Source organism: Sphingobacterium sp. MYb388 (assembly GCF_037479535.1).
GTDB lineage: Bacteria > Bacteroidota > Bacteroidia > Sphingobacteriales > Sphingobacteriaceae > Sphingobacterium > Sphingobacterium anhuiense.
The window spans coordinates 132,015-146,114 of sequence record NZ_JBBGYV010000002.1 but is presented as its reverse complement, the minus strand read 5'-3'; the positions used below and the strand labels follow the sequence as shown (position 1 = coordinate 146,114).

Annotated in this window: 17 protein-coding genes; 1 reads left to right on the top strand and 16 read right to left on the bottom strand. The window is 37.7% G+C overall.

Going from position 1 to position 14,100, the window contains the following annotated elements; genetic code table 11:
• Positions 1-2 precede the first annotated feature (2 nt).
• From WH188_RS06630 to WH188_RS06555, 16 genes are all read right to left on the bottom strand, one after another.
• Entirely contained in the window at positions 3-500 is a 498-nt protein-coding gene (locus tag WH188_RS06630) for an urease accessory protein UreE (protein WP_132770925.1), read from the bottom strand.
• A 2-nt stretch (positions 501-502) separates the two neighbouring features.
• Positions 503-1,093: a hypothetical protein gene (locus WH188_RS06625; RefSeq protein WP_339423556.1), complete on the bottom strand. Its 591-nt coding sequence runs from the start codon at positions 1,091-1,093 to the stop codon at positions 503-505.
• 61 nt (positions 1,094-1,154) lie between these two features.
• Positions 1,155-2,876 (bottom strand): urease subunit alpha, encoded by a 1,722-nt coding sequence (gene ureC, locus WH188_RS06620; RefSeq protein ID WP_021192448.1) that lies wholly within the window; start codon positions 2,874-2,876, stop codon positions 1,155-1,157.
• Entirely contained in the window at positions 2,873-3,247 is a 375-nt protein-coding gene (locus tag WH188_RS06615; protein WP_021192449.1) for an urease subunit beta, read from the bottom strand. Before WH188_RS06615 ends, ureC begins: the two co-directional genes overlap by 4 nt.
• 21 nt (positions 3,248-3,268) lie before the next feature.
• Positions 3,269-3,571: an urease subunit gamma gene (gene ureA / locus WH188_RS06610; RefSeq protein ID WP_021192450.1), complete on the bottom strand. Its 303-nt coding sequence runs from the start codon at positions 3,569-3,571 to the stop codon at positions 3,269-3,271.
• Positions 3,572-3,748: 177 nt separating this feature from the next.
• Positions 3,749-4,135: a hypothetical protein gene (locus tag WH188_RS06605; RefSeq protein WP_132770926.1), complete on the bottom strand. Its 387-nt coding sequence runs from the start codon at positions 4,133-4,135 to the stop codon at positions 3,749-3,751.
• Positions 4,136-4,259: 124 nt separating this feature from the next.
• Positions 4,260-6,698, bottom strand: a complete 2,439-nt coding sequence (locus WH188_RS06600; protein WP_339423555.1) for a TonB-dependent receptor — start codon at positions 6,696-6,698, stop codon at positions 4,260-4,262.
• Positions 6,699-6,777: 79 nt separating this feature from the next.
• Positions 6,778-7,341: a GNAT family N-acetyltransferase gene (locus WH188_RS06595; RefSeq protein ID WP_021192453.1), complete on the bottom strand. Its 564-nt coding sequence runs from the start codon at positions 7,339-7,341 to the stop codon at positions 6,778-6,780.
• The gene (locus tag WH188_RS06590; RefSeq protein WP_153196387.1) at positions 7,341-8,120 is read right to left on the bottom strand and encodes an ABC transporter ATP-binding protein; all 780 of its coding nucleotides are present in this window, start codon (positions 8,118-8,120) and stop codon (positions 7,341-7,343) included. Before WH188_RS06590 ends, WH188_RS06595 begins: the two co-directional genes overlap by 1 nt.
• Positions 8,117-9,127 carry a FecCD family ABC transporter permease gene (locus WH188_RS06585; protein WP_132770929.1) on the bottom strand — a complete coding sequence of 337 codons (1,011 nt, stop codon included), beginning with the start codon at positions 9,125-9,127 and terminating at the stop codon, positions 8,117-8,119. Before WH188_RS06585 ends, WH188_RS06590 begins: the two co-directional genes overlap by 4 nt.
• Before the next feature lie 2 nt (positions 9,128-9,129).
• The gene (locus tag WH188_RS06580; RefSeq protein ID WP_206368402.1) at positions 9,130-10,125 is read right to left on the bottom strand and encodes an ABC transporter substrate-binding protein; all 996 of its coding nucleotides are present in this window, start codon (positions 10,123-10,125) and stop codon (positions 9,130-9,132) included.
• Positions 10,115-10,597, bottom strand: a complete 483-nt coding sequence (locus WH188_RS06575) for an urease accessory protein UreE (protein ID WP_132770931.1) — start codon at positions 10,595-10,597, stop codon at positions 10,115-10,117. The genes WH188_RS06580 and WH188_RS06575 overlap by 11 nt, the downstream gene beginning before the upstream one ends.
• A gap of 5 nt (positions 10,598-10,602) precedes the next feature.
• Positions 10,603-11,331 (bottom strand): hydrogenase nickel incorporation protein HypB, encoded by a 729-nt coding sequence (hypB, locus tag WH188_RS06570; protein WP_132770932.1) that lies wholly within the window; start codon positions 11,329-11,331, stop codon positions 10,603-10,605.
• Between the two features lie 6 nt (positions 11,332-11,337).
• A complete protein-coding gene (locus WH188_RS06565) occupies positions 11,338-11,685 on the bottom strand; it encodes a hydrogenase maturation nickel metallochaperone HypA/HybF (protein ID WP_132770933.1) in 348 nt (115 codons plus the stop codon).
• 100 nt (positions 11,686-11,785) lie between these two features.
• Positions 11,786-12,175, bottom strand: coding sequence for a hypothetical protein (locus WH188_RS06560; protein ID WP_132770934.1), 390 nt, complete (start codon positions 12,173-12,175; stop codon positions 11,786-11,788).
• A gap of 287 nt (positions 12,176-12,462) precedes the next feature.
• On the bottom strand, positions 12,463-12,885 hold the full coding sequence (locus WH188_RS06555) for a lipocalin family protein (protein ID WP_021192460.1): 423 nt from the start codon (positions 12,883-12,885) through the stop codon (positions 12,463-12,465).
• A 424-nt stretch (positions 12,886-13,309) separates the two neighbouring features.
• On the opposite strand from WH188_RS06555, the gene WH188_RS06550 reads away from it, so the two are divergent.
• Positions 13,310-14,023 (top strand): SDR family NAD(P)-dependent oxidoreductase, encoded by a 714-nt coding sequence (locus WH188_RS06550; RefSeq protein ID WP_132770935.1) that lies wholly within the window; start codon positions 13,310-13,312, stop codon positions 14,021-14,023.
• The last annotated feature ends 77 nt before the right edge of the window (positions 14,024-14,100 follow it).

Genomic DNA, 14,100 nt, shown 5'->3' with positions numbered 1-14,100 from the left:
TTTTATGCTTTAATAAATAAAGGGATACCCTTTGTCGAAAATTTGAGCTCACGATGATAATTTGCATCGACATTAGCATTCAACTGACTTAATAACTGACGAGAAGCAAGCGTGTAGGGAATCCCCTGCTTATTCAGCCAACTTTGCATCGTTCGCTCAAAAGGGATAAGCAATTCATTCCCCTCAATAAATAGAGGCAAATGCTTATTTCCTATTTCACAACTAATAAAAGCAATCTCCAAAAAATTCAACGATTCTATACAGATTACATCACAACTACGAATAGCAATCACAACAATTTTGTCAGCATCCTCATATAGAATATCCCCATTATGCAATTGAGAAGTATTCCCCAATAATTTAAAGGCGATATCCATGCCCTCCTCCGTACGCAAACGTTGAATACGTTTCGTAGATTCGTACCACTCAATAATGAGCAGATCACAACGCTTACTGACCACCTCATTTTTGATATTCCTTGTGATTTCTGTAATAATCATTATTATCCCTTAATAAATAAATTTTTTGATATCCCTAGACCAACCGTAGAACCATTGATTCCAGTGATAATTTCATGATCATTTGCGATAGAAGCATCTTTACTGTGTTTTTTCTTATAAGAAAGCTCTGCAACTTTTGCTTTAAGTGCCCAACCTTTACCTAAGCTAATACCAACCAGAGGATAGGCTCTCAGTAAGTAACCGTTATAGCTACCATCAGCCATCACATTAGCGGCATTGACAACATGCTCATTTCCCCATATATAATGAGCCTCAACCTGACCAATTAAATTAAAATGTTTACCTAAAGGCCAAGTATTGCTGTAAAATGGTCCGACCTCATGAAAATGATCAGTAAAATCCAATGCCTTATTTTTCGAAGTATTGAAACCATAGTTCAGCCCCACATTCATATTATCATTAAAAAAATAACCGACCCCCAGTGGTGCCGCACTTAGCTGATGACCTGCTTCAGTTTCATGGTAATTAAATGAACCATAAAGCATAACACCACCTTTTTGTGCGTAGGTAGATTGTATCGAAAAGCATGCTATTGCTAAACAGCTTGCCAAAAATAGTTTCAAATTTTTCATTATTATTTATTCACAATTTATGGTGTGACCTAGTGTCACACCATAAAAATTAGCGATCATATTAAAACAAGAAATACAATTGTCCCAAAGCAACCTTATCAATCGGTTCACATTTGATCACCTCACCATCGACACTCACTTCATAGTTTTCTGGATTAACGATGATTTCTGGAGTAGCATCATTATGAATCATATCTTTTTTGGAGATATTACGGCAGTTTTCCACAGGTAGTAATGTTTTACTCAATCCGTACTCCTCTTTGATTCCCTTTTCAATCGAAATTTTAGAAACAAAGTTGAAACAAGTCTCTGTCAATGCTTTACCATAACCACCATACATCGTACGCAAGATGATCGGTTGAGGTGTAGGAATAGATGCATTGGCATCTCCCATTTTCGAAGCGATAATCATTCCGCCCTTAATAATCATTTCAGGCTTAGCACCAAACAAAGCAGGACGCCAGATCACCATATCCGCTATTTTACCCTGTTCTATAGAACCCACGTATTTAGAGATACCGTGTGCTATCGCAGGATTGATCGTATATTTAGCAACATAACGTCTAGCTCTAAAGTTATCATTTCCAGTACCTTCATCTTCAGGAAGCGCACCAGTCTGTTTCTTCATCTTATCAGCAGTTTGCCATGTTCTGGTAATAACCTCACCTACGCGGCCCATTGCTTGAGAATCCGAACTCATGATACTGAAAACACCTCGATCTTGTAGAATATCTTCCGCAGCAATCGTTTCAGGACGAATACGGGAATCCGCAAAAGCAACATCTTCAGGAATATCTTTACTTAAATGGTGACAGACCATCAACATATCCAGATGTTCATCAATCGTATTTTTAGTAAACGGACGAGTCGGGTTTGTAGACGCAGGCAATACGTTCGGGTACATCGCCGATTTAATGATATCTGGGGCATGACCACCACCAGCACCTTCAGTATGGAAGGTATGAATGACGCGACCATTGATCGCTGCCATAGTATCTTCTAAAAATCCAGCTTCATTCAACGTATCCGTATGAATTGCGACTTGTACATCATATTGATCAGCCACAGAAAGTGCACGGTCGATAGTCGCAGGAGTAGCGCCCCAATCCTCATGAATTTTCACCCCCAGTACACCAGCCTCGATCTGCTCCACGATCGGTTGTTCTGTCCCCACATTACCTTTACCGAAAAAACCAAAATTCATAGGTAAAGCTTCAACAGCCTGCATCATTTTACGGATATTCCATTTCCCTGGTGTTACCGTTGTCGCATTCGTACCATCAGCAGGACCAGTACCACCACCGATCATAGTCGTAATACCACTGTATAAAGCAGTTTCCGTCTGTGTAGGACTGATGTAGTGAATATGCGTATCAATACCTCCTGGAGTAACAATAAATCCAGCACCACCATGAACTTCGGTCGAAGCACCAATAATCATATTTGGTGTGATATTATCCATCGTATCCGGATTACCCGCGCGACCTACACCAACAATTTTTCCGTCTTTGATCCCGATATCACCTTTTACAATACCCCAGTGATCAATGATAATCGCATCTGTGATCACTAAATCCAATGTACCTTCATCACGCGTATGCACCGAAGATTGACACATACCATCACGAATAGTTTTACCGCCTCCAAACTTTGCCTCATCACCATAGTAAGCATAATCTTTTTCAACTTCTATGATGATTTCTGTATCTCCTAAGCGAACTTTATCTCCCCCTGTAGGTCCAAATATCGCCGCGTAATTTAATCTACTAACCTTTAAGCTCATGATTTTTTATTTTTAAAGCCATTTGCATCTGCTTTTTTCAAAGCGTTCATTTTTCCTACCTCTGTTTCAGTATCGCCATTCACCAGATCGTTGTGACCATATACTCTTCTCGCTCCAGCATATGGAACCAATTCTACAATCTTGGATTCCCCAGGTTCAAAACGAACAGCAGTACTCGCGATAATATTCAATCGTTTCCCAAAGGCTAATGCACGATCAAATTCCATCATTTTATTGACCTCAAAAAAATGATAATGAGAGCCCACCTGAATCGGTCTATCTCCCGTATTGACAACTGTCAATGTTGTTACTTCTCTACCTTCATTACAGATGATATCGCCATCTTGAATGAAATATTCTCCAGGAATCATATTTTCAATGTTCTTATTAAATTAACGAATAGGATTATGTACCGTTACCAATTTGGTACCATCAGGAAAAGTTGCCTCGATCTGTATATCGTGAATCATCTCAGGCACACCCTGCATCACATCTTCACGGGTCAACAAAGTCGCCCCATATTGCATCAGTTCTGCAACAGTCCGACCATCTCGTGCACCCTCCATAAGCTCACTGCTGATATACGCAATAGACTCTGGATAATTTAATTTGACACCTCTGGCCATACGCTTTTTTGCGAGTTCACCAGCTACATGAAGCAACAGCTTCTCAGTCTCTCTAGGTAATAAATGCATCTAATTACTATTTTATATTAACTTATATGTAAGAATTATATTACTATTATTTGATCCACAACGTACTCTTTTGATGTTTATAAGAAACAAAAAAACATGCAGATAATGCCCGAAAGTTTATGGCACAACCTTACTGGCCTGCATAACTTTTGGCAAAAGAAAGAAATTATATTAAAACTAAATTGGAATTTTGATACACTTGAATAGTATGTATCGCGGATTGAGGATTACTCCTATGTGTTCAGTTGGGAAACTAAAATCCTGCTTCCTATCATACGTTACCCCCATTGCCGATAGCCAAATAGGAATAATAGTAAAATAAAGCAATTGATCCGGCTCATTGAGTTCGTGCGGATCGTTACACTCCCATGCATCGAGCATACCTGAAAACAGCGTCAAATGATGGACATTGGAACTGATTTCAGGTAACTCAAATGATGAATAGTCTGTTGATAAAAACTTTACCTGTTTCGAAACACTAGCCTCCTGATGTAAATACGTATTCCCTTTGGCCGTAACCAAAGCAAACAGCATTACAAAAAGTGTCAATATATTCCGAAACATTACTTTCATTTTCATCTAAATTTCCAAGACAAAAGTACCAACTAAAACAAGTTTTAAATAGCACAAATCTTGAATAAAATAGTCTATATTATATCTTAAACTAAGATTTAGCTGTTTTTTTTCATTAAAAAGCATAACCTAATGAAACCATCACGTTGCGCGGTGCTCCAGGAAATGCACGTGTATAATCAAAGCCACCCAAAAAGTAGTACTTATCAAACACATTATTGACATTAACAGCCATCTTCAATGCACCGATATGGTAATATACCGCAGCATTCACAGTAGTATAAGAAGGCCAGTAACCCCACATAGCTTGACCATCACTATCTTTACCAATACTATTATCCATACGACGGCTATCCACGTAATAAACCCCTGCACCAAAACCAAGACCTTTCAAAGCATGTTGTGAAAACACATATTTTAACCAAGCACTTGCCATATTTTTAGGAGCTCCCGGTAATGATTGCCCAACCTCAGAAGCGATCGATGATGCTTTCACATCAGTATGATTATAAGTATAGTTTGCCATAATCTGAAATTCTTTGGTCAACTGCCCACGGAGATCCAATTCAACACCCTCAGAAATTGCTTTTCCAGATTGACGATATTCAGAAAATCCTGAATCTAATATCACACCAGTTGCGATCATCATATTTTGACGTTCTATACGGAATAAGGAAAGATCCATCTGCAACTGATCTTTAAAAAAACCAGTTTTAAAACCTGTTTCTAATTGAAAACTGCGTTCCGGAATAAAAGGTTTATCTGCACCATAATCTTGGTAATTTTGAATAAAACTTGCACCTACCGGGACGAAACCCTGAGAATAGCTCGCAAAATAGTTGATCTGCTTATTCAATTCGTACGTTAATCCCGCTCTAGGTAGCCAGGCATTTTGTGTAGCTTGATAACGCTTCTGCCCGTCGATAGTCTCGGAAGCATAATGTTCGTGACGTAATCCTACGATAACTTTAAGTTTATCAGCAATCGACATCTGATCTTGTATGTATTTTCCTGTAGTTTTATAAGGACTTAAAAATGGATAAGCTACATGCTCTCGCCACACGTAAGAAGTTAGATCATGTGTCGTATAAGTTGGATTGTTCAAATCAAATGTCAGAGGTACAACCTGTCCGTTCACCGTCTTTTGTCTAGCTTCCCGCAACTGATTTTCCTGATCACCTCTATACTCCGCAAAATCAACTCCTGCTACAATGTGATGATCTACAACAGCACCATAATGGTCCCATTTAAAATAACCAACGACATTATCCGTATAATCTTTACCATGACGATCAAAAAAACGCATATTCATGATCGTATTTTTAGGAGCATCAGCAAATGTATTCAACGTCCGATGTTCATTGACATCTTCTTCATACACAGATTTCATATAGCTCAAGTGAAAGCTTAAATTCTCCGTAAGCTGTTGGGACAACCTACCGCTCAGTGAAAATGTCTTCGAATTATAAAAATCGGAAGGTTGACTTAACGTAAATGATCGAGGTAAAGCATAAAAATCATTTGCTTTAATTCCCATCCCCCGATCGAGATAACCATTAAATTGGTTATAAACCACATCAACGTCCACCTGCGTACCAGCTGCAGGTTTAAAAGTAAAAGATGGTGCAACAAGAATTCTTTTTTGACGATTGACATCACGGAAAGTTTTAGTATCCTCATACCCCGCATTGAAACGGTACAAAACACGCTTAGCGCTATCCAAAGGCCCTCCCAGATCCAGTGTTGTACGCATCGTCTGAAAACTTCCAGATGCAAAACCGATATTCCCCTTAAAACTGTCCAACGGTTTCTTTGTGGTCATATTAACCGTACCACCTGGCACCACATCACCAAACAAAGAAGCTCCTGGACCTTTCAAGACTTCAAGACTTTCCAAGTTCAATGTCAATGGTGTATTGTAGTAACTATTACCATAACCATAACCCGAACGTAAACCATTGACCAAACGCACACCCGTTTCATATCCACTTTTAAAACCACGGATAACCACATCATCATAAGAAGAAGCTTCCGTCACCCCTGCCAGATCTTGAAACAATGCACCTGTTGTAAAAGCTTGCTTATCTTCTATAAACTCCCGGCTTAAAACAGAAACAGATTGCGGTAGATTCTTTAATTTCCCAGAAAACTTACCCCCCAATTCCAGATCATTGGTGAGATAAGATTTGTTACGTCTCCCTGTGATCAATACCTCATCCAAAGTTTTATTATCTTTAATCAAGACAAGAGATAATCCTTTTTTTACATTCCAGTTACTCGCCGAAAGTGTTATTTTTTGATCGATATAACCAATTGCAGAAGCATGGATGACAATTGGAAAATTAATCGCTTCAGAAAAAGTAAATTCCCCTGACTCGTTGGAAGTTGTCAACTGCTTTGAACTGTTTATTGTCAATGTTACGCCAGAGACGATATCTCCAACCTCATCATAAGTTTTTCCAAAAATTGCTGTACTATTCTGCGCATGTACAGCCACTGGGAAAACAGTACCTAAGGCTATTGCAAAAGCCAAGGTCTTTATATTATATTTCATTGGAATACAATTATCTATTGTTTGTTCAATTATCTGTTATGCATAAATGCATAGTCTTTATTTTACAGAGCTTGCAAGCTCAAATTGTGGAGTGTTTTTCCTGCTCCAAAATGTTCTCCAATATCACAGCACTTTCCGATTCATTAACCATCAGTTCCATGTGTATAGTGAGAAATCCAGATTCATCACGGTATTCTATCAATTGAAACCCCTGCTGCAACCAAAATTCATATGCACCCTCCAAAAATGGATGGGTATGTAAATAAAGTCTTTCAATCTGTTTTTCCTGCGCCACCACGAGTAAACTTTGAAACAGCTCTGTCCCCAGTCCAGTCCTACGATATTTGGGATCCACAAATAAGCGGGCTACTTCAACGGTCTTCTTAGCATCAATATCCAAGTGAGGGAACCGGTAATCATAATTAAGCATACCGATCACTCCGATTAATATGCCATCCGCGGTTCTTGCCTGTAGAAAAGTACCAGCGCGGTTCTGTAAATAAACCTGTTCAAACGCCTTTAAATCTTTAGGCACCTGATTCGGATCCAACATCGGAAATAGTTTTCTTCTGAAATCCAGAACATAAGGCAGAACTTCTACCACATCTTCTGATCCAACATGATATATCGAAATATTTTTCATTATTGATTTTCATTAAGCATCGGAATAAACATCCATTTTCCTTGCTTCTCTATACTCAACAAAGACAATTCATAAGTTTCTTCCAACAAATTTTTCACTTCTTCGCGCTCCAGACCATTAATATCAAGAACACTTTGATCACGCATTAGGTAAAATTGGTCACCAAACATATAAGCCAGATTAGGATCGTGCATAACACATAAAACTGTCGTCCCCTCCTTAACCAGCTCTTTCGCTGTTCGCAAAACAGCCATTTGATAGTTTAGATCCAAGTGATTAGTAGGTTCATCCAACATGAGGACATCAGGTTGCTGCACCAGTACACGGCATAATAAGATCAACTGCCTTTCTCCTCCAGACAATTCGGTATAAGGCTTATCACGAAGATGTTCAAGATCAAACTTTTTTAAAATCGCATGTACAGCTTCATGATCTTCTTTACTTGGTGAGAATCGTGAAAAGGAAGCCCTTCCAGTCAAAACCACATCAAACACTTTATAGGGAAAAGTCATCTGATGAAATTGATTGAGAAAACCCAAGCGCAACTGACTACTACTACCGATCTTAATCTTTCTACGTTCTACATCGCCGATAGTCACTTGACCATCGTAGCGTTTTTCTAAGCCTGCGATCACATTAAACAACGTTGATTTCCCACTGCCATTGCGCCCTAGGATGATCGACAATTTTCCCTTTGGAAAAGAGACGTTCACATCACGCAATACGATATCATTTCCATAAGAGAAAGATAATTGCTTTGTTGAAATAGTAGCTATCATGAGTTCCAATTCATCGCGTTTCGACGCATCAAGTAAATAAATAAGGGCGCTCCCACAATCATAGTAAACACACCGATCGGAATTTCGAAAGGCATGACAGCACGAGAAAAATCATCGATTAAAAGTAGGAAACTACCGCCGATGCTGATATTAGCCCACACCGAAATATTATTATTAGGTCCAAATATCATTCGGCTAATATGTGGAATAATCAATCCAAACAGACTGATCACCCCTACCGCAGCTACTGCAGATGCTGTAATCATCGTCGCAACTCCAATTAGAATCAATTTAATGATTCTGGGATTGACACCGATGGCTAAAGCTTCCTGATCACCGAGAGACAATAGATTCAGCTTCCAACGATAGAGCACAATCACAAATAAACCAACTGAAATTGGTCCCATAGCGCTATATACCTTAGACCAAGAAGCAGTATGTAAGTTGCCCATTGTCCATTGAACAATAGCTTGAAGTTTATAAGGATCACTTAAATACTGCAATAAAGTTAAAAGAGCAGTAAAAACCCCAGAAATCACCATCCCAGCCAATACCATCCCTACAATAGAAGTCCTTGCTCCAGAGTAAGAAACCAAATAAGTCAGCCCCACTGCACAAACTCCAAAAATAAAAGCAGAGAGATTAACAGACATAATCGGAAACAACATTGCGAGTGCTGCTCCAAAAGCAGATCCCGAAGAGATACCTAATGTAAACGGATCTACAATTGGATTACGGAAAATAGCTTGTAGAACTCCTCCTGACGAAGCCAAAGCTGCACCGACCATAAAAGTCAATAACACCCGTGGCAATCTCACCTGCCATAAAATGGTATTTAAACTTGCATCCGAAAGCAGATGTTGATCTTGTATTAACCCTAATTGCAAACACATCCGCTGAAACAATTCGACCAGACCGACATGTTGTGTAGAACCAATAGTAAGCGACAACACAAAAAGCGACAGTGGAAATAAGATCAACAGGACGATGATTTTTATATTTTTCATGATTATAGTAAACCCTTTTTACCGTACATGACTTCAAAAGCTCCCTGCATTTCTTTTTTCAATTGCTCTTCCGAATAGCTTGGAAAGCTCCAATGACGAACTTGTTTAGCAAACAATAAAAACTTAACAGTATGTGGATCGAAAGGAAACGATGGTGACATGACAAAAACCTGTTTATTTTTCACAGCAGGAAGATCTGCTAACTCTTTCAGATCATAAACATCCGACAATTTAGAGTTCCACAAGATTATTAAATCGGGATTCCACTTATACATCGTTTCTGCACTGATATTTGGAGCTTCCATAGGTAGAGGACATGCATTTTCAGCTCCAGAAAGACGAATCGCCATATCAATAAGACTTCCTTTTCCAGAAGTAGACATGACACGGCCTTTTGACCAAGCATAATAAACAGACTTCGCATTTTCAATCGATGGAACTTGCATACGATCGAGCTCCCCATCAACATAATCAACAATTTCCTGTGCTCTTTCTTGTTTTCCAACAAGCGTTCCCATGCCCAGCAATTCCGCCATTATACTTTTGTCATCTGCCGAGGAACAGGTAAAAACAGGGATATCAAGACCTTCTAATTGTTCTATATTATCTTGATCGGTATTGAAGGTAATCACCAAATCAGGTTGTAACGCAATAATACTCTCGACATTACTGGACTGCCCACCATAAGTTGGGGTTGGCAATGTTTTGGCAGCAATCCTCGAATCAAGTTTCGATAAAAAAGCATAAGTATCTTCCATTTGATATACCTGTTGTGGAATACCAACAACCTGATCACCGGCTTGAAGCATATACACCTCATCAAGCAACGAAGGAAATAAAACGACAACCCGTTTGGCAACATCGTTCAACTTGATCACTTTTCCACGGCTATCGGTTGCGCTAATAGATTTCGATAGATCATTCTTAATAACATGACTACACCCACTAAAAGTGGCTATAGATAAAAAAGCTACTAAGCAAAATAATTTATAACTCATTTTCATTTCTTGATTTTTTTATCAACCGCTTTACTAGATTTTCTGACAGTAATATCCCATCTTCCAACTGTACCTGAGATTGAAATTTTGCAAGCAGCTGCTCATATAAACGACCATCATAAGGAACACGATACATCGCGCGATCGGTCTCCATAAACAATGGTAAATGCCTATTCCCCAAATAATAAGAAAAGTCAGCCGCCTGTACTGTATTAACGGGATTAAAACAAATGGTCAATGTCGGTTTAATCGCAATAGTAGCAATCAATTTTCCTTCATGGAACAGACCATCTCCAGAGCACCATTCACGACCTTTTTCCAGCTCCATCAATAAAGTTTGCCCAGTAGTAGTAGCTCTTGTCAATCTTTTTTTATTCACTTCAAACCATTCCAGCTGAAGTAGCGATACAGTATCCCGAGCAAACGCTCCCTGTGGCAGCACAGCATCAATATATACCAACTCTGCTTGCATAGCTCCTATTTTACTTCAGCTTGAAGTCTTGATTCTTTTTTTTGCTTAACCTTTTCTTTCAACCAGGTGCACCACTCATCAATACCCTCATTCTTCAATGTACTGATAGTAATCACTTCAATATTCGGATTTACTTCACGGGCATCTTTAGTTACAGCATCTACTGAAAATGGCACATACGGCAATAAATCAGATTTTGAAACTAGCATCAGCTCACTCGTTAAGAACATACGCGGATACTTTTTAGGTTTATCATCACCCTCAGTGGTTGCTAATAATGTAACACGATAATCTTCACCTAAATCAAAAGCAGAAGGACATAGTAAATTTCCCACATTCTCAATAAATAAAAGATCTGTACCTGTAATATCAATATGATCAAGTGCTTGCAAAATCATCTGCGCTTCGATATGACACATACCACCAGTTACAATCTGCAACGCGTTGATACCTACATCACGCATTCTAATCGCGTCGCGCTCCGTTTCAGGATCACCCACTAATACAGAAATATTAAGATCATTTGCAAGTAGCTTACCTGTTTCTTGCATTAAAGTTGTTTTACCTGAACCAGGAGATGAACAAACATTGATCACACAAACGTCTTTTAAACGTTCACGGATAGCATTTGCAACATAATCATTGGCTTTTAATAAATGTAATGTGGTGTTATCACACTGTACAGAACCGACGCGGTTTCCAGCACTTTTTGGACTAGATGTGTTAGTTGACATAGTTTCTTATTTTTCTTGTTTAAAAATTACTTTTGATATATATAATTCATTTCCCTGAACGATTGTGGACGAAGGTTGACCACAGGTGCATACAAAACGATGATAAAGCACCGGAAAATTTTTTTGACAATGTTCACAGTAAGCCATGATCTCGTTGACGACAACCTCAAGTTCCATATCCATAAAGCCATTATTATCTAAAATAAAAGCATCAAAGGCATTTTGAATTAAGACAGGCTGCACATTTGAAAGCAGACCCGCAGTTACTTGAATCTTTTGAATATCTTCAACCTTGGCACCATAATGGCCCTCCAGAGTATCGAAGATATCTTTTACAATACTAAGCTCGTGCATAATAGTGTTTAATCTTAGATAATATAGAATTGTTTCATGTGAGTAGCAGACAGGATATACCTGACTCTACCACTTACAAAGTAAGTGAGTGGAAGGGAGATTAAAGAGGTATCTTTATCTGCTCGAAAAGGAGAAATTTACGAGATTGAACCGGTAGATCAGCATAGGATGTATAGGAATCCAGATATGCTGTTTGATTAGGATATAACAAATGAACCGTTAGATCGTAAATTGCGAATAATGTGTCCAATTTGAAATCTTTATCAAGATCTAAATCGATATCCCAAAAATACATCTGTTGAAAAAGTGAATTTCTTTTATCCGACAAATGGGAATCGCCGTTTTCGACAAGCTGATCAGCAGGATCAAATCTTCTTTGAAATGTAGATGAATTAGCACGATTCCGTACTGTAGCAAGTGAGGTTGATCCTAATGATTGAAAAGGAAAAAACCAGATTGACAGTACAAAAATAACCAGTCTCAACATCATAAATAGCGAATTTAAAAACTTATTGTTTTTAACCCAACAAATTTACTGTAAAAAAGCACTAGTAAAATAGCACAAATCTTGAATTTTATTTCACGAAATAGGGTAATTTCTTATTTCTCCATTATGCAATTACAGATCCCTAGCTATTTTATGTAGTTATTAACAACCCATAAGTTACAGCTATTCGTAAAGTCAACGGAAGTAACTAGATCAATATTTAATAATAAAATCCAACACACCCTCCTTATAGTAAGGGAGGATGCGTTGGATGAAGAAAATTCGAATAATTATTTTTTACTAAACGTAGACTCAACCTGAAAGTTTTGAAATTTACCCCTCAGTATCATCTTTTTTGAGGTAAGATCATAAATATCAAATACCAATGTCTGTCCTCCATTCTGTCTTATTGTTATTTTCTGACCATTATCAGAAAGCACATATGTACCAGAAATCGCAATCTTTTTAGTAACAACATCACTACCATCAAAATCAATATCGACACTAATACCTGTAAACGTTTCGTCTGCTTTAAATGTATATTCAATACCATCTGTATAAGGAACTTCCTTCATCGTATTTAATTCGATCATCTCTTGGAGAACCCAGCGCCCAGTTACACTATTAGACTCTCCCATATTGTTATCTTCCTTTGAACAGGACACAACAAACACAGTAACAAAAAGGAAAATAATGGCTACTATTTTTTTCATCTATAATTTATATTTAAAATTTTACAAAAAGCTAACTGAAGATCCAATAATACAAATTTCCGTCATCAAGAACAATAAAGTTTATCTTGTACAAAGGTATCATGTAAAGCGATAAAGTCACAAAATTAAATAAAGCATGTTCCTATACAAATTAAACCCTGGAAATTGTGGCTTATAAGCCACCTAATGATAATTTTATGATCACGCTATCAATTAACTTATAACTATTCGTTCGCTTTCAGAAAATTATTAACTTACAGTATTTCCAGTATCCATCTACAGTCCTATCCCATAGTGCACGATGATCAGAATCTTTCTCTACAGATAATAATATCAATAAAAAAAGCTTGTTGATATGAAAGAAAATTAGGTAATTTAAGCTCATTTTAAGCATTCAGAATAATAGAACCAATAGAGTAGAACAATGATTTTAAAAGATAAAACAGTTTTAGTAACAGGAGCCGATGGAGGTCTCGGAACAGCGCTAGTACAAGAACTCATCAATAGAAACGTTAAGAAAGTATATGCAACAGGCTTAAAATTACAAAATTTAAAAAATCAGTTTCAGAATTATGACAACAGAGTTGAACTTTTAGAACTTGACGTAACAAGTACGGACAGTATACAAGCGGCAGCCCTAAATTGCAACGATACAGAAATACTGATTAATAATGCCGGGATAGAACTTAAAATTCCTTTTCTAAAAGAAGAAGCTGCAAAAACTGCTTTATTTGAGATGAAAGTGAACTATATAGGTGTAATCGAAATGATTAACAACTTTATCCCACATCTTCAAAAAAATAAAGACACTTGCATCGTCAATATTCTTTCAATAGGAAGTTTAACTGTTATAAAAAGATTAGGTACCTATTGTGCCTCCAAAACTGCAGCTCATATTTTGACAGAAACAATCCGTGAAGAACTTGAAGCTTTAGGAATCAAAGTTATCGGTGCTTACATGGGGTATGTCAATACGCAAATGACAAAAGAAGAAACGAAATCACATAAGTCAGAACCTGAAGAAATAGCTTATGAGATTTGCAATGGCATTGAAAATGAAGAAGAACGTATATTTCCCGATGCTACAACGTTAAACTTTGTTAAGAAAAATCCGATCAAAACGGTCTTTTTTGATTAAATTAGGCTCAATTAATAATAAATATTCTTTTACAGGTCGGTACTGTCGAAGCTAAAAGTCACCTAGCTGTCCCCGGT